Annotated in this window: 18 protein-coding genes; 10 read left to right on the forward strand and 8 right to left on the reverse strand. The window is 64.1% G+C overall.

Going from position 1 to position 21548, the window contains the following annotated elements; translation table 11 throughout:
- The first annotated feature begins 51 nt into the window (after positions 1–51).
- Genes ABQM86_RS15580 through ABQM86_RS15595 form a run of 4 tightly spaced genes read left to right on the forward strand, consistent with a single transcriptional unit; the run spans position 52 to position 6354 of the window.
- Entirely contained in the window at positions 52–1386 is a 1335-nt protein-coding gene (locus ABQM86_RS15580) for an ABC transporter substrate-binding protein (RefSeq protein WP_369744855.1), read from the forward strand.
- Entirely contained in the window at positions 1383–2342 is a 960-nt protein-coding gene (locus ABQM86_RS15585) for a carbohydrate ABC transporter permease (protein ID WP_207594295.1), read from the forward strand. The genes ABQM86_RS15580 and ABQM86_RS15585 overlap by 4 nt, the downstream gene beginning before the upstream one ends.
- A complete protein-coding gene (locus ABQM86_RS15590; RefSeq protein ID WP_369744857.1) occupies positions 2339–3253 on the forward strand; it encodes a carbohydrate ABC transporter permease in 915 nt (304 codons plus the stop codon). The genes ABQM86_RS15585 and ABQM86_RS15590 overlap by 4 nt, the downstream gene beginning before the upstream one ends.
- Positions 3253–6354, forward strand: a complete 3102-nt coding sequence (locus ABQM86_RS15595; RefSeq protein ID WP_369744859.1) for a glycoside hydrolase family 2 TIM barrel-domain containing protein — start codon at positions 3253–3255, stop codon at positions 6352–6354. Before ABQM86_RS15590 ends, ABQM86_RS15595 begins: the two co-directional genes overlap by 1 nt.
- Positions 6355–6438: 84 nt before the next feature.
- On the opposite strand, the gene ABQM86_RS15600 is transcribed toward ABQM86_RS15595, so the two are convergent.
- Positions 6439–7812, reverse strand: coding sequence for an MFS transporter (locus ABQM86_RS15600; protein ID WP_207594298.1), 1374 nt, complete (start codon positions 7810–7812; stop codon positions 6439–6441).
- Positions 7809–8339: a helix-turn-helix domain-containing protein gene (locus ABQM86_RS15605; protein ID WP_207594299.1), complete on the reverse strand. Its 531-nt coding sequence runs from the start codon at positions 8337–8339 to the stop codon at positions 7809–7811. Before ABQM86_RS15605 ends, ABQM86_RS15600 begins: the two co-directional genes overlap by 4 nt.
- A gap of 200 nt (positions 8340–8539) precedes the next feature.
- On the opposite strand from ABQM86_RS15605, the gene ABQM86_RS15610 reads away from it, so the two are divergent.
- Both ABQM86_RS15610 and ABQM86_RS15615 read left to right on the forward strand, forming a co-directional pair.
- Positions 8540–9328 (forward strand): peptidoglycan-binding protein, encoded by a 789-nt coding sequence (locus ABQM86_RS15610; protein WP_369744860.1) that lies wholly within the window; start codon positions 8540–8542, stop codon positions 9326–9328.
- Positions 9329–9450: 122 nt separating this feature from the next.
- Positions 9451–11589: a phosphocholine-specific phospholipase C gene (locus tag ABQM86_RS15615; RefSeq protein WP_369744861.1), complete on the forward strand. Its 2139-nt coding sequence runs from the start codon at positions 9451–9453 to the stop codon at positions 11587–11589.
- 31 nt (positions 11590–11620) lie between these two features.
- Here the strand turns inward: ABQM86_RS15615 and ABQM86_RS15620 are convergent, their stop codons facing one another.
- The 4 genes from ABQM86_RS15620 to ABQM86_RS15635 form a co-directional block, all read right to left on the reverse strand.
- Positions 11621–12931 carry a glycosyltransferase 87 family protein gene (locus ABQM86_RS15620; RefSeq protein WP_369744862.1) on the reverse strand — a complete coding sequence of 437 codons (1311 nt, stop codon included), beginning with the start codon at positions 12929–12931 and terminating at the stop codon, positions 11621–11623.
- Positions 12932–12935: 4 nt separating this feature from the next.
- Positions 12936–14105, reverse strand: coding sequence for a cystathionine gamma-synthase (locus tag ABQM86_RS15625; protein ID WP_089595868.1), 1170 nt, complete (start codon positions 14103–14105; stop codon positions 12936–12938).
- A 62-nt stretch (positions 14106–14167) separates the two neighbouring features.
- Entirely contained in the window at positions 14168–15553 is a 1386-nt protein-coding gene (locus tag ABQM86_RS15630; protein WP_207594303.1) for a cystathionine beta-synthase, read from the reverse strand.
- Between the two features lie 50 nt (positions 15554–15603).
- Positions 15604–15996 carry a VOC family protein gene (locus ABQM86_RS15635; RefSeq protein ID WP_207594304.1) on the reverse strand — a complete coding sequence of 131 codons (393 nt, stop codon included), beginning with the start codon at positions 15994–15996 and terminating at the stop codon, positions 15604–15606.
- 130 nt (positions 15997–16126) lie between these two features.
- On the opposite strand from ABQM86_RS15635, the gene ABQM86_RS15640 reads away from it, so the two are divergent.
- From ABQM86_RS15640 to ABQM86_RS15650, 3 genes are all read left to right on the forward strand, one after another.
- Positions 16127–17098: a DNA-3-methyladenine glycosylase gene (locus ABQM86_RS15640; protein WP_207594305.1), complete on the forward strand. Its 972-nt coding sequence runs from the start codon at positions 16127–16129 to the stop codon at positions 17096–17098.
- A gap of 103 nt (positions 17099–17201) precedes the next feature.
- Positions 17202–18170, forward strand: a complete 969-nt coding sequence (locus tag ABQM86_RS15645) for an ATP-binding cassette domain-containing protein (RefSeq protein WP_089595872.1) — start codon at positions 17202–17204, stop codon at positions 18168–18170.
- Positions 18170–18982: an ABC transporter permease gene (locus ABQM86_RS15650; protein WP_369744865.1), complete on the forward strand. Its 813-nt coding sequence runs from the start codon at positions 18170–18172 to the stop codon at positions 18980–18982. The genes ABQM86_RS15645 and ABQM86_RS15650 overlap by 1 nt, the downstream gene beginning before the upstream one ends.
- Before the next feature lie 37 nt (positions 18983–19019).
- Here ABQM86_RS15650 and ABQM86_RS15655 read toward each other — a convergent pair whose 3' ends face one another.
- A complete protein-coding gene (locus ABQM86_RS15655; protein WP_369744866.1) occupies positions 19020–20696 on the reverse strand; it encodes an AMP-binding protein in 1677 nt (558 codons plus the stop codon).
- Positions 20697–20779: 83 nt separating this feature from the next.
- Here ABQM86_RS15655 and ABQM86_RS15660 point away from each other — a divergent pair, with 83 nt between their 5' ends.
- Positions 20780–21058 carry a putative quinol monooxygenase gene (locus ABQM86_RS15660; RefSeq protein ID WP_062073318.1) on the forward strand — a complete coding sequence of 93 codons (279 nt, stop codon included), beginning with the start codon at positions 20780–20782 and terminating at the stop codon, positions 21056–21058.
- 106 nt (positions 21059–21164) lie between these two features.
- On the opposite strand, the gene ABQM86_RS15665 is transcribed toward ABQM86_RS15660, so the two are convergent.
- The gene (locus tag ABQM86_RS15665; RefSeq protein WP_089595875.1) at positions 21165–21542 is read right to left on the reverse strand and encodes a co-chaperone YbbN; all 378 of its coding nucleotides are present in this window, start codon (positions 21540–21542) and stop codon (positions 21165–21167) included.
- Positions 21543–21548 lie beyond the last annotated feature (6 nt).

Genomic DNA, 21548 nt, shown 5'->3' on the forward strand with positions numbered 1-21548 from the left:
ACAAATCCCAGAGCGCGGCATCGTCAACCTGACACGAAGAGGTGAAGGCTTATGACCCGATTCACGCGAAGACAACTCCTGGGCGCTGGCCTGGGAACAGCAGCCATGGGCTTGCTGACCGGGTGCGCAACTCCAGGAATGCAGTCCGTTAACGCTGCCCCCACCATTCCCGCCGCAGGAGAGCCCGTGCGGCTGACCTACTGGGCTTGGCTCAAGGACTTCCAAAACGTTGCAGACGTCTGGAATGCTGCCCACCCCACCATCCAAGTGGACGTGGTGTGGATTCCGGGCGGCAACTCCGGCGGGTATCAAAAGCTCTACTCGGCCTTGGCAGCAGGAGGCGGGCCGGACCTGGCACAGGTCGAATTCCGGTCCATCCCGGAGTTCATGCTGGTGAATGGACTGGTGGACCTCTCGCGCTACGGCGCCAACGACCACGCCCACCTGTACGATCCCACCCTGTGGAAGCAGGTCAGTTACACCGGAGGCGTCTACGGTATCCCCCAGGACGCGGGCCCCATGGGCATGTTCTACCAGCCGGCCATCCTGGACAAAGTGGGGGGCAGCATCCCGAAAACCTGGGACGAATGGGCCGCCCTGGCCGCCGAACTTCGCTCCGTGGACAGCTACCTGGACTGCTTCCCCATCAGCGACGCCTCTCCGTTTGCCTCTTTCGCCGGCCAGGCCGGTGCGCAGTGGCTGCGCCCGGAGGAGGATGGCTGGGTCATCAACATGACCGACGACGCCACGCTGAACACCGCGCGTTTCTTCGACAAAGCGATCGACGACGACCTCGTGACCACAGCGTACGGCTCCTTCTCCCCCGGCTGGTTTGCGGCTGCCGGCCGGGGTGGGATTGCCTCGACCATCACCGGCAGCTGGGGCGATGCCCTGGTTCAGGGTGTCAGCGGTTCCGAAGGAAAGTGGCGCGCCGCAGCGATGCCCACGTGGGGTGACACGGGCTTCGGTTCGAGCTACCTTGGCGGTTCCACGGCCGCAGTCCTTGCCAACAGCAAGCACCCTCAGGAAGCACTCGAGTTCGCGGTGTGGCTGACCACGTCCACAGAGGGTATCGACGCCCAAATCAAACACAGTGGCATCGGCTGGTCACCCAACCCCGATTTCATTGGCACGGCCCGCCAACAGCCGTCGGCGTTCTTCGGCGGCCAGCGATACAACCAGGAAGTCTTCGTCCCGGCCACCGAACAGCAGAACCCGGACTGGTCCTGGTGGCCGGTGACCCAACAGTCCTTCAACATCCTCAGCGACGGTTTCCGCAAGAAGGCCTTCGGGACGTCGCTGGTGGATTCCATCGCCGCTTCGGAGCAGCAAATCATCACCGTTTTCAAGAACAAGGGCCTCACCATCCGGAAGGAAACGGCATGACGACCACCCGCACCGCACCCCCAGTGCGCCGCCCCGCCGCCCCTGGCCGCTCCGTCAAACAGGCCGGCAAGCGGAACGGCGCTGCCGCACGCGCCCCCTGGCTGCTGCTTGCACCCTTCCTTGCCCTCTTTGTCCTCACGTTCCTGCTGCCCATAGTGGTGGCCATCATGTCCAGCTTCACCAAAGTGACCCGCAGCGGACTGTTCGGCGAGGCCGGCGTGAGGAGTGAGTTCGCCGGTTTCAGCAACTACGCCCAGGCCTTGGCCGACGGTAGCTTCGTGGCGTCCATCGGCAGGATGCTGCTGTTCGGCGTCGTCCAGGTGCCCGTCATGATCGTCCTGTGCACGGTGCTGGCGCTCATGCTCGAATCAGCCTCGGCAAAGTGGCCGGGCTTCTTCCGCGCCGCCTACTTCCTGCCCTATGGCGTTCCCGGCGTCATCGCCACCATCCTGTGGTCTTTCCTCTACGTTCCCGGCCTGAGCCCCCTGTTCGACGCCGCGAAGATGGTGGGCCTCACCCCCGATTTCCTTGGCGCCAACAGCGTGCTCTGGTCCATCGCGAACATCGTCACGTGGAGCTACACGGGCTACAACATGTTGATCATCGTGGCGCAGCTCAAAGCCATCCCGGTGGAACTCTATGAAGCAGCCAAGGTAGACGGTGCTTCCACCTGGCGCGTGGCCAGGAGCATCCAACTGCCCCTTATTCGTCCGGCCCTGATGCTCACCACGGTGTTTTCCATCATCGGAACCCTTCAGCTCTTCGCCGAAGCACAGGTCCTTAAGACGGTCGCTCCCGCCATCGACAGCCAATACACGCCCAACCTCAGCGCCTACACCACGGCCTTCGCGTACAACGACTACAACGTCGCCGCAGCCCAGTCGGTCATCATCGCCGTGGCCGCATTCGCCCTTTCCTTCGCCTTCCTCGCACTGACGAACAGGAAGTCCTCATGACCGGCACAGCAACCAAACAACCCACAGCCCCGGTCCGCAGCACACCACCCGCGGGCCCGGACCGATCCGCCGGACGACGACGCTCGTCCACCATCATTGTCACCGCCCTCTTGGTGGTGGTTGCCCTGTACTTCCTGATTCCCGTGTACTGGGTTGTCGTGGCCTCCACCAAGTCCACGGCCGATCTCTTCTCCACCAACGGATTCTGGTTCGCCCCGACATTCTCCCTGTGGGAAAACATCGGCCGTGTGCTCAGCTACGACAACGGCATTTTTGGCCGGTGGTTCCTGAACTCCGCGATCTACGCGGGCGTCGGCGCCCTCCTGGCCACGTACTTTGCCGCAGCCGGAGGCTATGCCTTGGCCAAGTACCAGTTCCGTGGCCGGAACCTGGTGTTCGGCACGATCCTGGGCGGTGTACTGGTTCCCGGCACGGCCACCGCCCTGCCGCTCTTCCTGCTGTTCAGCCAGATGGGCCTTGCGAACACCTACTGGAGCGTCCTGCTGCCATCGCTGGTATCCCCCTTCGGCCTGTTCCTTTGCAGGATCTATGCACAGGCCACCGTGGACACCTCGCTGATTGAGGCCGCCAGGATCGACGGCGCCGGTGAGCTCCGCATCTTCCACACCATTGGGCTGAAGGTGCTGACGCCGGCACTGGTCACCGTGTTCCTGTTCCAGTTGGTAGGCATTTGGAACAACTACTTCCTGCCCCTGGTCATGCTGTCCGACTCGGAGCTCTACCCCATCACGCTCGGCCTCAACAACTGGCTGAGCCAGGTTGACCGTTTGCCCGAATTCTACGAACTGACCACCGGTGGAGTACTGCTCTCCATCATTCCGCTCAGCATCGCCATGGTTGTCCTGCAGCGCTTCTGGCGTGGCGGGCTGACAGAAGGAGCCGTTAAGTAATGACCCCGTCACCCGACGTCAACTACATCACCGATACCGGACCCGGTACCGGCAAGAGAGTCCCGGCCCGGTCCTGGCTCCACACTGACGCCCCCACGCTGTCCCTCAACGGCCAGTGGCGGTTCCGGCTTCTTCCCGGCGCACCCGGTACGCCGGGTGGACGTGGAGTCCTTCCTCCCGATGAGGACATCGAAGCCATTGCCGATGAAGCGTTGGACGACTCCAGCTGGGACACCATCCCGGTTCCGGCCCACTGGGTCTTGGAGGGTGAGGGCCGCTACGGGCGCCCCATCTACACCAACGTCCAGTTCCCCTTCCCTGCCAATGCGCCGCACGTCCCGGATGAGAACCCTACGGGCGACTACCGCCGTACATTCGAACTCCCGGCACACTGGAACGACGCCGGGAGGACAGTGCTGAGGTTCGACGGCGTCGAGTCCCGCTACAAGGTCTGGCTCAACGGCGTCGAAATCGGCGTTGGCACGGGCAGCCGGCTGGCGCAGGAATTCGATGTGACCGAGGCACTCCGCCCGGCACGCAACGTGATGGCTGTCCGAGTCCATCAATGGTCGGCCTCGAGTTATGTGGAGGACCAGGACCAGTGGTGGATGCCCGGCATCTTCCGCGACGTGACGCTCCAGGCCCGCCCGAAGAAGGGCATCGACGACGTCTGGTTGCGGACGTCCTACACCGCCGGCTCAGGCGTTATTGACCCGGAAATCACCGCGGACAACGCCGCCTACCCGGTTCGGCTGTCAGTTCCGGAACTGGACGTCGACGTCGTCTGGGACTCCCCTGCCGACGTCGGCCCGGTGGCGATCACCGACGTCGAACCCTGGTCCGCGGAGGTTCCGCGCCTCTACAACGCCACCGTGGCAAGTGAAGGCGAGACCATATCGCTGCGCCTGGGTTTCCGTACCGTGGAGATCAAGGGTGACCAGTTCCTGGTGAACGGCCGGCGCGTGGTGTTCCACGGAGTCAACCGGCACGAGACGCACCCGGACCGCGGCAGGGTCTTCGATGAGGACTTCGCCCGGTCCGACCTTGCCCTGATGAAGCAGTTCAACGTCAACGCGATCCGGACCAGCCACTACCCGCCACACCCGCGCTTGCTGGACATCGCGGATGAGATGGGTTTCTGGGTGATCCTCGAATGCGATCTGGAGACCCACGGCTTTGAACGGCACGGCTGGGTGGGCAACCCCAGCGACGACCCCGCGTGGCGCGAAGCCTACGTAGACCGGATGGAACGCACGGTGGAGCGGGACAAGAACCACCCCTCAATCGTCATGTGGTCCCTCGGCAACGAATCCGGCACGGGCTCCAACCTGGCGGCAATGTCGGCGTGGACCCATGCCCGGGACAGCGGCCGGCCTGTCCACTACGAAGGCGATTACACCGGCGCTTACACCGACGTCTACTCACGGATGTACTCCTCCGTTCCCGAAACTGAAGCGATTGGCCGCGACGATTCCGGCTCGCTCCTGCTGGGTTGCTCCGCGGCGGAGTCCGCCCGGCAGCGGAGCAAGCCGTTCATCCTGTGCGAATACGTGCACGCGATGGGCAACGGTCCGGGCGCGATCGACCAGTATGAGGATCTGGTGGACCGTTTCCCCCGCCTGCATGGCGGCTTCGTCTGGGAATGGCGGGATCACGGCATCCGCACCACGACGGCCGAGGGCACGGAGTTTTTCGCCTATGGTGGCGATTTCGGCGAGGTTGTGCACGACGCCAACTTCGTGATGGACGGCATGGTGCTCTCCGACTCCACGCCCAGCCCTGGCCTCTTCGAGTACAAGCAGATCGTCTCTCCCCTGCGCTTGGGCTTCTCCACGGAAGCGTCCGACGGCAGCACGCGCCGTTACGTCTCCGTCGCCAATTTGCGGCACACGGCGGACGCGTCCGACGTCGTCCTGCGCTGGCGTACCGAAGTGGACGGTGTACTTGTTGATTCCGGAGAGCTCGACGTCGTCACTTCAGCGGGCGGGCCACTCGCCGCCGGCGACACCGCACTGATCGGGCTGCCGGAGTTCACCACCCTTGAGGCCGGAGCCGGCGAGCACTGGCTGACGGCGGAGGTTGTCCTCCGCAAGGACACCTCGTGGGCTGAAGCCGGCCATGTGATCTCTGTGGCGCAGCTCGAACTGACCGAAGCCCGTCCGCGTCTCAGCGCCCCGCGCCCTGCAACATCCTCCCAACGTGCGGCTGACGTTGCCAAGGGAACACTTTCGTTGGGTCCTGCCACCTTTGCCGACGGCCGCTTGGTCTCCCTCGCCGGATTGCCGGTCTCCGGACCGCGGCTGGAGTTATGGCGCGCACCTACGGACAACGACGCCGGTGCGGGCCGTGGCAGCTACGACCACGCCGATCCGTGGCTCAACAACGGCAACGGCACCCCTGCCCCGTCCATGGAAGAGGTGTGGCGGGCTGCAGGCCTGGACCGGCTCACAGCCCGCGTGGAAAAAATTTCTGCCGCCGAATCCGGGGTTGTGGTCCAAACCCGCTACGCCGCTGCAGATGCTGCCCAATGGGTGTCCGTAGAGGAAAACTGGCAGCTCTCCGGTGGCGAACTGTTCCTGCGTGTGGACATCGTCCCAAGCACTGGCTGGGACATCATCTGGCCAAGGATAGGAGTCCGATTCGACCTGCCCGGGTCCGTGGACCAAGCGTCGTGGTTCGGCGCCGGACCACGGGAATCCTACCCGGACAGCATGCACGCCACGCTGGTGGGACGGTACGGAGCAGGCATCGATGACCTCACGGTGCCGTACGCCAAGCCCCAGGAATCGGGACATCGCAGTGCTATACGCTCGCTTGACCTGCAGCAGGCCGGGCAACCCTGGCTGACGCTCGATGCCGCCCCGGACTCCCGTGGCCGCTTGCCCGGGTTTACTCTCTCCCGGCACACAGCGCAGGAGATCTCAGCAGCTGGTCACCCGCACGAGTTGCCGGCAAGCAAGGGCAGCTTCCTCTACCTCGATGCTGCCCAGCACGGCCTCGGATCCAGGGCGTGCGGGCCGGACGTTTGGCCGGAGTACGCGTTGCGCCCCGAAGCGCGGACGCTGACGTTCCGGATCACTGACGCAGGCCAGCCGAGCTAGACGGAGCGTTGTGGGGCCCCTCTGCGTCCTTCCCGGTGGGGATGGCACGCAGAGCGGGCCCCACAACCTTCAGGAACCGCAGCGTCAAGCAACCTGCACGGGCTCTTTCTTCACGGCGTCCTTCCGGATGGTGGCACTGATGACCGCAGCCACGGTGCACATGGCAGCCGCACCCAGCCATGCATAGTTGTAATGACCTGTGGCGTCCCGGATGAATCCTGCCAGCAGTGCTGCCACTGCGGCTCCGAGCTGGTGGGCAGCAAACACCCAGCCGAAGACCACGGAGCCGTCGGCGCCGAAAACTGAGCGGCAGATGGCTGCGGTGGGAGGCACGGTGGCAACCCAGTCGAGCCCGTAGACCACCACGAAAATGATCATGCTCGGCTCCACGGTCGAGCCCAGCAGCAAAGGCAGCACCAGCAACCCGATTCCCCGGAATTGGTAATACACCGCCAGCAGCACCTTGGGGTTGAATCGGTCGGTCAGCCAGCCGGAAGCAATGGTCCCCACAATGTCAAAAATCCCGACGACGGCCAACAAGCCAGCCGCTGTGGTCTCGGGCATGCCGTGATCGTGGGCCGACGGAATGAAGTGCGTGCCGATCAATCCATTGGTGGTTGCTCCGCAGATCGCGAAGCCCGCCGCCAAGGCCCAAAAGGTGCGGACTTTGCTGGCCCGTTTGAGGACCTGCAAGGCACGGACAGCCGCGTTCGCGGAATCCTTCGTCGCCGTCGTAGTTGCTCCGGCGTCGGCTGTTTGAGGGTCAGCTTCGTGTGCACGAGGCTCCCGCGTCACGGGTTCCTCGGCGCCGTACGGCAGGACCCCGACGTCGGCGGGTGAGTTCCGCAACCAGCGCAGCACCAGCGGCACCACGGCGAGCGCACCGGCGGCGATGAGGAGCGAGGCCCCGCGCCACCCCGGGTTCTGGGCGAGGGCGGCGATGAAGGGGAGGAACACCAGCTGCCCGGCGGCACTCCCGGCGGTCAGTATCCCGATCACCAGTCCACGGCTCTTGGCGAACCACGTGTTGGCGATGGTGGCCGCGAACACGAGGGCCATGGAGCCTGTGCCGAGGCCGATCAGCACACCCCAGGTCAGCAGGATCTGCCAGGACTGGTTCACGAACACGGTGAGGGCCGACCCCAAACCGATGAGGCACAGCGCCAGCGAGGTTACTTTGCGGATGCCGAAGCGTTCCATGAGCGCTGCCGCGAATGGCGCCGTCAGGCCAAACAGGACCAGGTTGATGCTGACGGCCAGCGACAACACTGTGGTTGACCAGCCGAACTCCTCCTGTAACGGAACCATGAGCACGCCGGGTGCCGCACGGAATCCTGCTGCCCCTACCAACGCCAGGAAGGCCACCGCTGCCACGATCCAGGCGGGGTGGATCCGGCGTCGCCTGCCGGTGGGAGCACCCGCTGGTTTGTCCTGGTCTGTCTTTTCGGGCGGGGTCATGCGGGGATCTCCGTTTCAGGGGATGGGGGCAGGCGGGTTTCCGGCGCGACGGCCAGTGGCAGCGGATGCTCGCTGCGCGTCAAGCTGTGCCAGCTGGTGTTGGCGGCAGTCAGCGCGGTGCCGCAGTGAGTGCAGGTATCGGCTGAGGATGTTGACTGACCGCAGTCGGTGTGGACCACCTTCATGTGGGACACCTCGTTGGGTGCGTCCAGGTTCTTTTCGGCCCATATGATGATGGCGTTCAGGACGGGGAGCGCGTCTTCGCCTCTGGCGGTGAGGACGTATTCCTGCCGGGTGCGCGTGCCGTCGTGATAGGGGCGCCGGTCCAGCAGACCCGACTCAACCAGCCAGCCAAGCCGTTTGCTCAGGACGTTGTCCGCAACCTCCAATCGTTGCTTAATGGCTTCGTACCGGCCGTTGCCGAAGAAGATTTCGCGGAGGACCAGGCTTCCCCAAGGGTCGCCAAGGACATCGAGCCCGCGGGCCAGGCTGCACGTGCGGGCGGACCAGTCGGAGCGAAGAGGCATGGGGACAAAGTAGCTGACTTTTCTCAAGAAAGCTACGGTGTATCGCCTTCGTGACGCGCAACCAAGTAGTGCACGCCGGAAAGACGAGTATCCGCATCCGGTTCATATCGGCCCGGGAGTTCCTACAATCGAAAGTGTCTGGGGATTCCTGAATATCCGTTCCGGCTTTCACAGCGGATCCACTCCCGCTTGGAGTTCCCATGACTCTGCAGGGCGAACCAGAACCGCACACAACGCCGCCGACGGGCACACTGCTCCGGTTCCACCGGGCAGGGCCGCGCAGTACCGTCAAGGCCTTGGTGCTGGCCGGCGCCATGATTGCAGCCATCGCCATGACGCCGCCGCTCTCCGGTCAAAGCGCTGCTCCGGCAACGCGCCCGGAGTTAACGCGCCCGGGATCCTCCATGGCTCTCGAGGCAGCATCGTTTGAGCGGCAAGTCGCACCCGCCGTCGTGAGCCCACCGGCGGAACGTGCCACGCCCAAGGAAGCACCTCCTGCCCCGGCACCTCCACCACCCGCCGCGCCCCCTGCTCCCGCACCCGCGCCCCCTGCTCCCGTACCCGAGCCACCCGCCGCACCCGAGCCACCCGCCGTCTTGATTCCACCAACGGAATATGTCCCACCCGTCAGCGAACCGGTCCCAGCACCCGCCAAGCTGGCCGCCCGGACCATCTACATTGCCGGATCGGGCGGCCAGGAGCTGGTGGACGCGTGCATCGGCCCGGTCCACTACACCCCGACCGATGCCTTCGCGGTGTTCATCACCGAGCACGACTACTGCGGCGGATGGGACCGATTCTCCGGCATCGGCGTGGGCCAAACGGTCACATTGGCCGGTTATGGAACCTACACGGCGCACGCGCGTGGACAGGTCCCACTGGGCGGGACAACCAGTGACGTCTCAGCAGTTTTCGGCGGCTTTCCCAAGGCTGTGCTGCAGACCTGCATCCCGGGAACCAACCAGATGCTGGTGATCGCCCTCAACTAGGGTGGGGCGGCTGCCGTGTGATCTGCGCGACACACCCCGCCGGTTTGCCCCTGTTTCACCCGAGGTTCATCCGGGCTGCTTAGGCTTACCCGGTCATCTCTGACCACGAAAGGCACTCCTGAATGTCCTCGAACTCCCCTGAAATGGTTAATCGTTCAACCGAAGCACAAGGATTCTCCCGCCGCGGCTTCCTCGGCACGGCAGCTGCAGCGACGGCGCTGGCAGCCACGGGATCCCTGCTGCCACCCTCGGTGCAGGCCGCCATGGCCAAGCCGGTCCCGCCGGGAAACCTGCAGTCCATCAAGCACGTGATCGTGTTGATGCAGGAGAACCGCTCCTTTGACCACTACTTCGGCTCGCTGCGCGGCGTCCGTGGCTATGGGGATAAATCCATAGCCCGACTGCGCAGCGGCACGTCGATGTTCGAGCAGCCACGCGCAACCGGCGAAACCGTCCTCCCCTTCTCTTTGCGCAAGGCCGCTGAACTGGCAGGCAGGCCCGGCTCCGACATCCAGTACCTGGGCGACCTCGACCACTCCTTCGCCGGCACCACCACGGCGTGGAACAACGGCTGGTGCGACAAGTGGATTCCGGCCAAGAGTGCCTCCACCATGACGTTCTACGAGCGTGCGGACATCCCGCTGCAGTACGAGCTCGCGGACACCTTCACCATCTGCGACGCCTACCACTGCTCCGTCAACGGCTCCACGAACCCCAACCGCAACTACCTGTGGAGCGGCACAACAGGCACCGAGCCGGGCAGCACCGCGCGTGCGGTGACGAACGCCGCCTACGGTTATGCCCACGGTGGTTACGACTGGACCACGTACCCCGAGCGTCTGGAACAGTCCGGCGTCTCGTGGAAGATCTACCAGGACTGGGACAACTTCACGGACAACGCCGTGGAGTACTTCCAGACCTTCAAGGCGATCGGCCGGAAGATGCTCAGCTCCGTGGAAGGCAACCTGCGCACCACCGAGGAGTTCTACGACAAGCTGGCAGGCAAGTCTGCCGCCGAACAGGACCGCCTTCTCGCCCAGCTGGAGCAGGGCCGCGCAGCTCTCACAGAGGCTGAAAGGTCGCTCTTCGACAAGGCCATGTGGCGCGGGCGTCCCGATACTCTCCTGGAACGCCTCAGTGCAGACATCACCGGAGGAACATTGCCGCAGGTCAGCTGGCTGGTTCCGTCAGCCGCCGATTCCGAACACCCGGGAGCATCCACTCCTGTAGGCAGCGCCAACTTCGTCTACCGACTCCTGGACACCGTGGCCAGCAACCCTGACACGTGGGACAGCACCGCGATCTTCCTGAACTTCGACGAGAACGACGGCTACTTCGACCACGTCCCGCCTCCTGTCCAGCCACGCCCGGCGTCAGGCGAATCCACTGAATGGACCACAGCGAGGCCCATCGGACTTGGCCCCCGCGTGCCCATGACCGTCGTCTCACCCTGGACCGTGGGCGGTTACGTTAGCTCCGAGGTCTTCGATCACACCTCGGTGCTCCGCTTCCTGGAGCGCTGGACGGGTGTGGAGGAGCCGAACATCTCGCCGTGGCGCCGCGAGGTCTGCGGCGACCTGACCGGCGTCTTCAACTTCGCCAGCCCGGGCACGCCGCCCGCCCTTGAGCACCCGGGCGCGGTACCTGCCAAAATCAGCCGCTGGCGCCCGAATCCTCCGACGGTCCAGATAGCGCCCCTTCAGGAAACCGGAACCCGCCCTGCCCGGCCACTTCCTTACCGGCCGAAGGTTTCGGCAGCGGTCCAGTCCGGAAAGGTCACCTTGGCACTGGGCAACAGCGGCTCCCGTTCCACGCACTTCACTGTCTACGGCTATGCAGGCGAGGTCACGGAGCCGAGGCACATCGACGTCCTCGGCACCCGGAACCTCGAGCTCCCCGTGGCCGCCGGCACCTTTGATGTCATCGTCACCGGCCCCAACCGCTACCAATACGAACTGAAAGGCACGACGGCGGGCGCGGCGTCCGGCGTCGACGTCGCGTTGGCTGGCCGCCGCGGCAAGAAAGCGGTGGAACTGGAACTGCGCAACAACGGCACCGCGACCGTGACCTTGGCGCTGGAATCACTGCAGTACACCGAAAACGCCGACACCGTGAAGCTCAAGCCGGGGCACACGAAGAAGATCGGCTGGGAAACACTGGGAGGTTGGTACGACATCCAGGTGACGTCAGCTGACGATGCGACGTTCCGGCGACGCCTGACCGGCCGTGAGGAAGACGGCCAGGAAGGCATTTCGGGCTAGGTCCGGCCAGCGGATCCCGCGCCCGGGCGCCTCACTCGCCGTTGAGCGGTGAGGAAAGCGAACGCGCGCGGGATTCGAGGGCATCCGTCCGGGATGGACGGTACGCCAGGGCCCAATACACAAGCATGGCAATGGCACACACCACGCCCAGGCTGGAAATGATGAGCTGCCATTGGGTCTGCGGGTCCTTGCCCCACTCGGCCGCCCCAGCCCAGACGGCCAGGTTCTTGGGCGTCATGTAGAAAGCGATGGTGGAGCACACCACGATGACCCAGCCCGCCGTGCGCATCCGTCCGCTGCGGGAAGGAACCCGGTGCATCGCAAAAGCCATGCTGGGCAGGGCCACTGCAACCCACACCCAGTGGTGGGACCACGACACCGGGCTGATCAGCAGCATCAGGATGGCTGTGGCCGATACTGCGATGAAATTCTCGTCAGCGTCCAGGGCCCATTTGATGATGAGTCCAGCCAACACCACCGTGGCCAAGGAGAGGACCAGCCACACCACGTTGGTGATGGATGAATCCGGCATGCCGAAGTGCAGCAGCATCCCCTTCAGGGAGAGGTTGTCCACATACGCCGGTCCACCGATCCGGCCGGTGTCCGGCAGGATCCTGGTCCAGAAGGCAAGCGACGCCTGTGGCAAAACAGCCCAGGCCAGTGCGATCGAGCCGAAGAAGCCCACGGCCATCCACGCCAGGGCCTTGAAGTCACGGCGCACCAGGAAGTACAGGCCGAAGGCGAGCGGAGTGAGCTTCACTCCCGCGGCCATGCCGATCAGCAGGCCGGCGGGCCAGCGGAGGGCACCGGCCCTGGCCTTGGTGTAGAGCAGGAAATCAACCAGGATCACCCCCATCAGGATGATGTTGATCTGCCCGAAAACGAACGTGTCACGCCACGGTCCCAGGAGGAGGATGGCTCCCGTACCCACCAGGGCCGTGGTCCTGAAGCGGTAGTCTGCGAACGCTGCCCGCCACATCGACAGGCCGAAGTAGTGCCTTGCAAGCCAGGCAGCCACCACGGCGGCACCCACCAGCGCAGCAAGGATGAAGACCATGCTGCCCGCGAAGAAGCCCATGGCCGCCAACCCGGTAAAGAGCAGCGCAGCGAAGGGCGGATACGTGAACGGCAAGCCTTCCCGCACCGCGTAGAGGTCGCCACCCTCGAGGACCTTGCCCCCGCCGTAGTAGTAGACCTCGAAGTCGTTGAGGAACGGTTCGTAGTCCGTATACAGGAACCACACGGCGACCATGAGGGTCAGCGCGCCGGCCACCGTGAGGATCCAGCCGCGTTTGGTGGTGGAAACCACTGGTTGTGAAACCGGGTGTGAAGGAGAAGCCACAGTGTCAGCCGTTACTGATCTTGGCAAAGGCCTGCTCAAGGTCGGCGATCAGGTCCTCGGCTTCCTCGATCCCGCAGGAAAGGCGCAGGAGGTTGACCGGAACCGCCAGTTCGGTGCCCTTCACGGAGGCGTGGGTCATCTCCGACGGATAGTTCATCAGGGACTCGATGCCACCCAGGGATTCCGCCAGCGTGAACACCGAGGTGGATTCGGCGACGGTGCGTGCCGCTGCCTCGCCACCCTTGAACTGAACGGAGACCATGCCGCCGAACTTCTTCATCTGCTTCGCTGCAAGCTCGTGTCCGGGGTGGTCAGGGAGGCCGGGGTAGAGCACCGCTTCCACCTCGGGACGCTGCAGCAGCCACTCAGCCACTGCCTGTCCGTTGTCACTGTGACGGTCCATGCGAACGCCCAGTGTCTTCAGTCCGCGGGTTGTGAGGAAAGCATCCATGGGACCGGAAACCGCACCGACCGCGAACTGGATGAAGCCGATCTTCTCTGCCAACTCATCGTCCTTGACCACAATCGCGCCACCCACGACGTCGGAGTGGCCGCCGATGTACTTGGTGGTGGAGTGGACCACCACGTCAGCACCCAGGGCAAGCGGGGTCTGCAAGTAGGGAGACGCGAAGGTGTTGTCCACCACCAGGAGGGCACCGGCGTCGTGCGCTACGGCGGCGAGGGCTTCAATGTCGGTGATCTTCATCATCGGGTTGGATGGCGTCTCCACCCAGACGATCCTGGTGTTGTTCGCTGCGACAGCTGCTGCCACGGCGTCGAGGTCCGACATGTCCACGGGGGTGTTGCCAATGCCCCAGTCGCCCAAGACGCGGTTGATCAGGCGGTAGGTGCCGCCGTAAGCGTCGTTACCCAGGACGATGTGGTCACCGGGGCGGGCGATCGCACGGATCAATGAGTCCTCGGCAGCCAGGCCCGAGCCGAAGGAAAACGCTGCGGTACCCCCTTCGAGGGCGGCCAACTGCTCCTGAAGGGCGTCGCGGGTCGGGTTGCCGCCGCGTCCGTACTCGTACCCGGACCGCAGGTTGCCGATGCCGTCCTGGGCATAGGTGGAGCTGAAGTGCAGCGGCGGCACCACAGCACCGGTCCGGGGTTCGAAGGCCTGTCCGGCGTGGACGGCGCGGGTGTTGAACCCGGCGTTGTTGGTGGCAGACATGGAAGCTCCTCTTGGGTCGTTGGACGATTGGATGGGCGCCGGGGTTGGACCGGCGCCGGCGCCTAGTTGCTCAGGTACGCCAGAAGGTCGTGGCGCGTCAGGATACCTACCGGGGCGCCTGCGAAGGTCACCATGACGGTATCGACGTCGGACAGCAGCTCACGCGCGGCTGAAATGGTCTCCAGTGAGCCGATAACGGGCAGCCGTTCCCCCATGTGTTCGGAGATCTTGTCCGACAGCTTCGCTTCGCCACGGAACAGTTTGCTGGTGAGGCTTCGCTCGTCCACAGCTCCCACGACCTCGCCCATGACTACGGGTGGTTCCTGTGAGAGGACCGGGATGTGGGAGACACCGAATTCGTTCATGATGTTGATGACATCGCGGACGGTCTCGTTGGGGTGGATGTGGACCAGGTCCGGCATTTCGCCCGTCTTGGACTTGAGGACCTCCCCCACGGAGGACTCTTCGCCGCCGGAGAGGAAGCCGTAAGAGCGCATCCACTGGTCGTTGAAGATCTTGGCCAGATAGCCGCGGCCGGAATCCGGGAGGATGACCACCACGACAGCTGACTCATCCAGGTCCTTGGCAGCCTGCAGTGCAGCCACCACGGCCATACCGGACGAGCCGCCCACCAGGAGGCCCTCTTCGCGGGCAAGGCGGCGGGTCATGGAGAAAGAGTCGGCATCGGAGACTGCAAGGACGGCATCCGGAACGGAGGGATCGTAGTTTCCGGGCCACATGTCCTCGCCTACGCCCTCCACGAAGTAGGGCCGGCCGGTGCCGCCTGAGTACACCGAACCTTCCGGGTCCGCGCCGATGATCTTGACCTGGCCGCCGTCGGACTCTGCACGGTCCGCGGAGACTTCCTTGAGGAAGCGGCCTGTGCCGGTGATGGTGCCGCCTGTTCCGGCGCCGATGACCACGTGCGTGACCCGGCCGTCGGTGTCCTGCCAGATTTCCGGGCCAGTGGACTCGTAATGGCTGCCGGGGGCGGCGGGGTTGGAGAACTGGTCCGGCTTGAAGGCGCCAGGGATCTCGCTGACGAGGCGGTCGGAAACGCCGTAATAACTTTGCGGGCTGTCAGGGGCCACGGACGTGGGCGTGACAACTACTTCGGCGCCGTACGCCTGCAGGACGGCACGCTTGTCCTCGCCCACCTTGTCCGGCACAACGAAGATGCACTTGTAGCCCTTTTGCTGGGCTACAAGTGCCAATCCCACCCCGGTGTTGCCCGACGTCGGCTCTACGATGGTTCCGCCCGGTTGGAGCCGGCCGTCTTTTTCCGCATCCTCGATCATCTTCACGGCGATCCGGTCTTTGATGGATCCGCCGGGATTAACGTATTCGAGCTTCACCAGGACGGTGGCTTTGATGCCCTCGGTGACGTGGTTGAGCTTGATGAGCGGGGTATTGCCGATGAGGTCCAACACGGACTGGGCGTACTTCATAGGTACAAAGTTACCGCCTGCCAGGTGCCGGGCTTGCTTCGGCCCCCTGGCTACGTGCCGGCGGAGGTGTCGGTCTGCCACACACCCAGGACGTTGCCCTCGGTGTCCTTGAAGTAGGCATACCAGCCCATGGTGGGGACGGCGTCCTTGGCCTGGACCACGCTGCCACCAGCAGACTCCACCTGAGCCAGCGCTGCATCAATGTTGTCCACGTCGATGGTGAGCACAGGTGTCTTCAGCGCGTCCGTCCGCGGGAACAGTGCCCCGTTGATGGCTCCGGGCTCCTTCGGCGTACCGGTCTGTTCGTCGGAGGGTGCCGTGATGGCTATGGTGTAGTCCATCCCTTGCATAGGGCTGAGGTTCCAGCCGAAGGCGCTTTCATAGAAGGTGTTGGCACGGTCTTTGTCGTCCGTGGGAATCTCGAAGTGCACTATTGCGGCCACGATTCGCGCTCCTTGTACCTGGGATGTGGCGCGGCCCACCCACGCCACATCAGGGAGTCTAGACCCGGGCGGCCGCCGTCGTAAGGGGTCCAGCCAGATGATTGTCAGCCGGACGTGGGACCATGAAAACATGACCATCGCAGACGCCCCGCCCGTTGTTGCGGCCGCGGCAGACGCAGCCGTGAGGTGGCATCCGGGCGGTGCCTTCCGTCTGGACCAGACCATGTTTCCGCTGATGCGCGGCAACGCTGATCCGTCTTTCGCCGCCCACGCCAACGGTTTCTGGATGGCCTTCACCGCAGCGTCGGGCCCGGTCACTATGAGGCTTTCCGCAGGCGGGGTGGGCCCTGACACGTTTGTGGACGCCCAGGCTTGGGGACCCGGTGCCCGGGACGCCATTGCTGGAGTGCCGCGCTTGCTGGGCGCCCATGATGATTGGTCCGCCTTCGACGAGCCCGCTTTCCATGCCACGCTCCCACGGCTTGTCACAGAAGCACGACGCCGGAACCTGGCTCTGCGGCTGCCCTCCACCGGGCGGGTGGTTGACTCCCTGGTGCCCACCATTTTGGAGCAAAAGGTCACCACCTTGGAGGCACGTCGCGGGTACCGGTACTTGATGTATCGCTACGGAACATCTGCCCCGGGCAGGGCCCCCGCAGGTCTGCTGGTTCCTCCCACCGCCGGGGAATGGCTGGCCATCCCGTCGTGGGAGTGGCACAAAGCCGGGGTTGGACCACAGCGCTCGGCGACGGTGATGCGGGCGCTGCAGTCCGCCGCAGCGCTTGAACGGCTGGCAGGCCTGGACTCAGCGCAGGCGAGCGCCAGGATGCAAACCATCCCTGGGATCGGCATCTGGACCGCATCCGAGGTGGTCCAACGGACGCATGGCTGCCCCGACTCGATTTCCGTGGGGGACTACCACCTGGCCTCGTACGTGGGCTACGCACTGACGGGCCAAAAGACGGATGACGCCGGCATGCTGGAACTGCTCGAACCGTGGCGCGGGCAGAGGCAGCGGCTGGTCAGAATGCTCTATTTGAGTGGCTTCCGCAAACCCACTTTCGGTCCACGGATGACCGTTCAGGATCATCGCCGGCACTGACTTTTCATTGCGGACGGGAGCTGTCCGCAGAGCCGTGGACTGGCCGAAGGTACGGGTATAGCGTGGCGTCTACGAGCCATCACCAGCCCTCCCTGGAGCCACCGTGATCCACACGAAAAAACTCACCAAAACGTTCACCGTGAAAAAGGAAACCGTAGAGGCCGTCAAGGGCGTGGACATTGATGTGGGTCCCGGCGAACTGGTCGCTTTCCTTGGCCCCAACGGAGCCGGTAAATCCACCACGCTGCGCATGCTCACCACCCTGCTGAAGCCCACCTCCGGGTCAGCCACCGTGGCCGGCGTAGACGTCGCCAAGGACCCCGCAGGCGTTCGTGCCCGGATCGGCTACATCGGCCAGGGCAACGGCGGCGGCCACAGCTACCGCGTGATCGACGAACTCATTATGCAGGGCCGCTTCTACGGTATGAACACCACCGATGCCAAGGCCCGCGCCGAAACCCTCATGGCCTCCCTGGACTTGGCCGACCTCGCCAAACGAACAGTCATCAAGCTCTCGGGCGGACAACGCCGCCGCATGGACGTGGCGTTGGGATTGATGCACTCCCCCGGGTTGCTGTTCCTCGATGAGCCGTCCACCGGGATGGACCCACAAAACCGAGCCAATCTGTGGGAGCACATCATGCGGATGCGCGAGGAACACGGGACCACCATCGTGCTCACCACGCATTACATGGACGAGGCCGATTCGATGTCCGAGCGCGTGATCGTGATCGACCACGGCACCATCATCGCGGACGATACCGCATCCCGGCTCAAGGCGAACCTGGCCGGAGACCTGATGGCCGTGGAAGTTGCGGCCGGTTCCGCGTCAGAAGTCCGCGGCCTGTTGGGCCGGGCCGCCGCCGAGGGCGACATCCAGGAAAATGCGTACGACGGCGTGGTCCGTTTCCGTCTTCGGCTGGCCCACGGTTCCCGGCTGGCGCCCGGGTTGTTGAAGGACATGCACGACGCCGGCGCTCCCGCCCAGTCGCTGGAATTGAAACCACCGACGCTGGACGACGTTTTTCTGGAACTCACTGGCCGCAGCCTGCGGGAAGGAGCTGAAGTCTGATGATTGAACAAGCCGTGGCGCCGGGAGTTGCCGTGCAAAAGCGAGGTGCCGGAAGCATTGTGACGGACACCTGGTTCGTGTTCTGGCGGGAGATGCTATTGCCCCTGCGGGATCCGTTTTCGTTGATTTTTTCCCTTATCCAACCGCTGGTGTTCCTGGGTCTCTTCGGTCCGCTCCTGGGTGCGGCGGTGGGCGCTCCGGCTTTCGGCGGCCAGTCCACCCTCCAGTGGTTCCTGCCGGGCGTGGTGGTGATGATCGCCTTGTTCGGTACATCCATGACCGGGTCCAACCTGCAGTATGAGCTGATGACCGGCTCTTATGAGCGGATCCTGGCCACGCCATTGTCCCGGTCCTCGCTCATGATTGGCCGGGCCCTGAAGGAGTGGGCCCCCTTGGTGGTGCAGGGCTTGCTGATCTCCGTGGTGTGCATCCCGTTCGGCTTCGTGTTCCACCCCATGCACGTCCTGCTGGGGCTGGTGATCCTGGGCATTTTCGGCATCGGACTCGGCGCGTTGTCCTACGCTTTGGCTTTGGTTTCGCAGAACAAGGAATGGATCTTCTGGGGCGTCCAGCAAACCCTGCTCTTCCCGCTCATGATCCTGTCCGGGATCATGTTGCCCATCGAGGCGGGCCCGGGGTGGATGAAGGTGGCCAGCCTGTTCAACCCCTTGACCTACCTCGTCAATGCCGAACGCGAACTCTTCTCCGGGACCATTGGGATGGACACGCTCTGGGGCCTCGTAGCCGCTGTGGCAACTGCCGGCGTCGGACTTGCCGTGGGAATCCGGACCATCAGTCGGAACACCAACTAGGTGTACTTCCGCCCATGGGCGGAAGCGTCAGCGCCTTTTACAGCTGCAGGCGGTTCACTGCTTCCTGCCGCATGTCCACCTTCCGAACTTTGCCGGAAACCGTCATGGGGAAGCTGTCGCGTACATCCACATAGCGGGGAATCTTGTAGTGCGCCAGCTTCCCACGGCAGTACTCGGCCAAGTCCCCGGCAGTCAGGGCCGCAGCCCCGGGTTTGAGGATGATGCACGCCATGAGTTCCTCACCGTATTTGTCATCCGGAACGCCGATCACCTGCACGTCCTGGATGGAGGGATGCAAGTACAGGAATTCCTCGATTTCACGCGGGTAGATGTTCTCGCCACCGCGGATCACCATGTCCTTGATGCGGCCTTCGATCACCACGTACCCCTCTTCATCCATGCGGGCGAGGTCGCCTGTGTGCATCCATCCTTCGGCGTCGATCGCTTCCGCAGTTTTGTCCGGCTGACCCCAATAGCCGCTCATGACCGCATAGCCCCGGGTGCACAGCTCACCGATCACGCCCCGCTCCACCACCTCTGCCGAGCCGGCGTCCACAATGCGGCTCTCCAGGTGCGGCATGGTCCGACCCACCGTGCTGGTCCGGTGTTCGAGGGTGTCCCCGGCGCGGGTCATGGTGGACACAGGCGAGGTCTCAGTCATGCCGTAGCAAATGGCAACATCCACCATGTGCATCTCTTCGATGACCCTGCGCATCACTTCCATGGGACACAGCGAGCCGGCCATCACGCCGGTCCGCAGCGTCGAGAGATCGTAGGAGCCAAAGTCCTCCAAAGCCAGTTCCGCAATGAACATGGTGGGCACCCCGTACAGGGACGTCCCGCCGAAGTCCTGCACCGCTTCCAACGCCGCCGACGGATTGAATCCGCGGCTGGGGATGATGGTGGCCGCACCGAAGCTGAGTGCATTCAGGTTCCCGATCACCATGCCGAAGCAATGGTAGAACGGCACCGGAATCACCACGCGGTCGCGTTCGGTGTAGTTCAGGAGCCGGCCGATGGAGTGTCCGTTGTTGAGGATGTTGTGGTGCGTCAGCGTCGCGCCCTTGGGAAAGCCCGTGGTGCCCGAGGTGTACTGCAGGTTGATGGCGTCGTGTGGGTCAAGTTCGGCCATCCGGTCCTGAACCGCGGAAGGCCCGACGCCGTCAGCCCGGGCCAGGAGTTGGGCGTACGTCAGTTCGTGGTTGGCTTCCGGTTCGCCCCCGGCCAACTCCTGCAAAGGGTTTCCCGGGAGGAAGACGATCTCCCGGAGTTCCGGACAGCTTCCGGCCGCATTCCTGGCCATGCCCACATAGTCGCTGTTCTTGTCCGAAGGCGCAGCCACCAGCATCCGCATGCCATTCTGCTGCACCACGAACTCCAGTTCGTGGCTCCTGTAAGCGGGGTTGACGTTGACCAGCACCGCACCGATCTTGGCCGTTGCGTACTGCAGGATGGTCCACTCGGCGCAGTTGGGGCTCCAGATACCGATCCGTTCGCCCTTGGCCACACCCAGAGCGAGCAGTGCGCGGGCGAGGCGATTGACGTCGTCGTTCAGTTTTTCATAGCTCCAGCGGCGGGCCTCCCCGCCCGGCATCGCGGCCGCTTCAATCAGGGCGTCCCGCAAGGGGTATTGTGCGGCGATGCGCTCAAAATTGGCGCCGATGGTCTCTTCGAGCAGCGGGACGTCAGTGTCTCCGGCAGTGTAGGACAACATGACGGAACGCTACCAAGGGACGGGGCGCAACAGAACCGTAACCACCTCCAAGGGGGCCGTGTCCTGCCGGTAGGGTTGGAACCATGAGTGCACCCATTGACCTGCAGGCCACGTTCATCCCCAACGACGGCGAATTCTTCCGCGTGAAGCTCGCCCTGGAAATCGCCATCGACGAGGTCGTGAACGAGCCCGGCTGCATCCGCTATGAACTGACCGAGGCCACCGAGGAAAAGCTCGTCCTCACGGAGCGCTGGGAATCCGAGGAACTCCTCGAGAAGCACTCCAAGGGCATCGCTGTCCAGGACCTGAACGAGTCCCTCAGCGCCTTGCTGGCTGAGCCCGTCAAGCTCGAACGGCTCTGATCGCCGCAATACAGCGAAAACGCCTTAGAGCCTCGAGGTCGCCGGAGATTTCCGGCGACCTCGGTGCGTTTCCAGCGGTTTCAGTGTTTCAAACCGCCGCTCGTTCTTAGTTTTCCTGCGCCTCGGCACGCGCCTTGGCAACGTGGGCGTGGACCTCTTCCATGTCCAGGCCCTTCACGGCTTCAATGACCTGCTCAAGCTGCTGGCCGTTGAGGGCACCGGGCTGCGAGAAGACCAGGACCTTCTCGCGGAAAGCCATGAGTGTGGGGATGGACGTGATTCCCGCTTCGGCGGCCAGTTGCTGTTCGGCCTCGGTGTCCACCTTCGCGAAAACGACGTCGGCGTGCTTGTCCGAAGCTGCCCCGTACGTGGGCGCGAACTGGCGGCACGGGCCGCACCATGCAGCCCAGAAATCCACCAGGACAATGTCGTTGTCCTCGATGGTCGATGCGAACTGTTCTCCAGTGATGTCAACTGTAGCCATGGTTCC

Source organism: Paenarthrobacter sp. AMU7 (genome assembly GCF_041200195.1).
Classification (GTDB): Bacteria; Actinomycetota; Actinomycetes; order Actinomycetales; family Micrococcaceae; genus Arthrobacter.

What these genes read in the sequence shown, in the direction of transcription:
- ABQM86_RS15665 (WP_089595875.1), bottom strand. Translation starts at nt 21,542, where the DNA reads ATGGCTACAGTTGACATCACTGGAGAACAGTTCGCATCGACCATCGAG.
- ABQM86_RS15615 (WP_369744861.1), top strand. Translation starts at nt 9,451, where the DNA reads ATGTCCTCGAACTCCCCTGAAATGGTTAATCGTTCAACCGAAGCACAA.
- ABQM86_RS15600 (WP_207594298.1), bottom strand. Translation starts at nt 7,812, where the DNA reads ATGACCCCGCCCGAAAAGACAGACCAGGACAAACCAGCGGGTGCTCCC.
- ABQM86_RS15640 (WP_207594305.1), top strand. Translation starts at nt 16,127, where the DNA reads ATGACCATCGCAGACGCCCCGCCCGTTGTTGCGGCCGCGGCAGACGCA.
- ABQM86_RS15605 (WP_207594299.1), bottom strand. Translation starts at nt 8,339, where the DNA reads ATGCCTCTTCGCTCCGACTGGTCCGCCCGCACGTGCAGCCTGGCCCGC.
- ABQM86_RS15630 (WP_207594303.1), bottom strand. Translation starts at nt 15,553, where the DNA reads ATGAAGTACGCCCAGTCCGTGTTGGACCTCATCGGCAATACCCCGCTC.
- ABQM86_RS15590 (WP_369744857.1), top strand. Translation starts at nt 2,339, where the DNA reads ATGACCGGCACAGCAACCAAACAACCCACAGCCCCGGTCCGCAGCACA.
- ABQM86_RS15595 (WP_369744859.1), top strand. Translation starts at nt 3,253, where the DNA reads ATGACCCCGTCACCCGACGTCAACTACATCACCGATACCGGACCCGGT.
- ABQM86_RS15580 (WP_369744855.1), top strand. Translation starts at nt 52, where the DNA reads ATGACCCGATTCACGCGAAGACAACTCCTGGGCGCTGGCCTGGGAACA.
- ABQM86_RS15655 (WP_369744866.1), bottom strand. Translation starts at nt 20,696, where the DNA reads ATGTTGTCCTACACTGCCGGAGACACTGACGTCCCGCTGCTCGAAGAG.
- ABQM86_RS15660 (WP_062073318.1), top strand. Translation starts at nt 20,780, where the DNA reads ATGAGTGCACCCATTGACCTGCAGGCCACGTTCATCCCCAACGACGGC.
- ABQM86_RS15650 (WP_369744865.1), top strand. Translation starts at nt 18,170, where the DNA reads ATGATTGAACAAGCCGTGGCGCCGGGAGTTGCCGTGCAAAAGCGAGGT.
- ABQM86_RS15610 (WP_369744860.1), top strand. Translation starts at nt 8,540, where the DNA reads ATGACTCTGCAGGGCGAACCAGAACCGCACACAACGCCGCCGACGGGC.
- ABQM86_RS15625 (WP_089595868.1), bottom strand. Translation starts at nt 14,105, where the DNA reads ATGTCTGCCACCAACAACGCCGGGTTCAACACCCGCGCCGTCCACGCC.
- ABQM86_RS15585 (WP_207594295.1), top strand. Translation starts at nt 1,383, where the DNA reads ATGACGACCACCCGCACCGCACCCCCAGTGCGCCGCCCCGCCGCCCCT.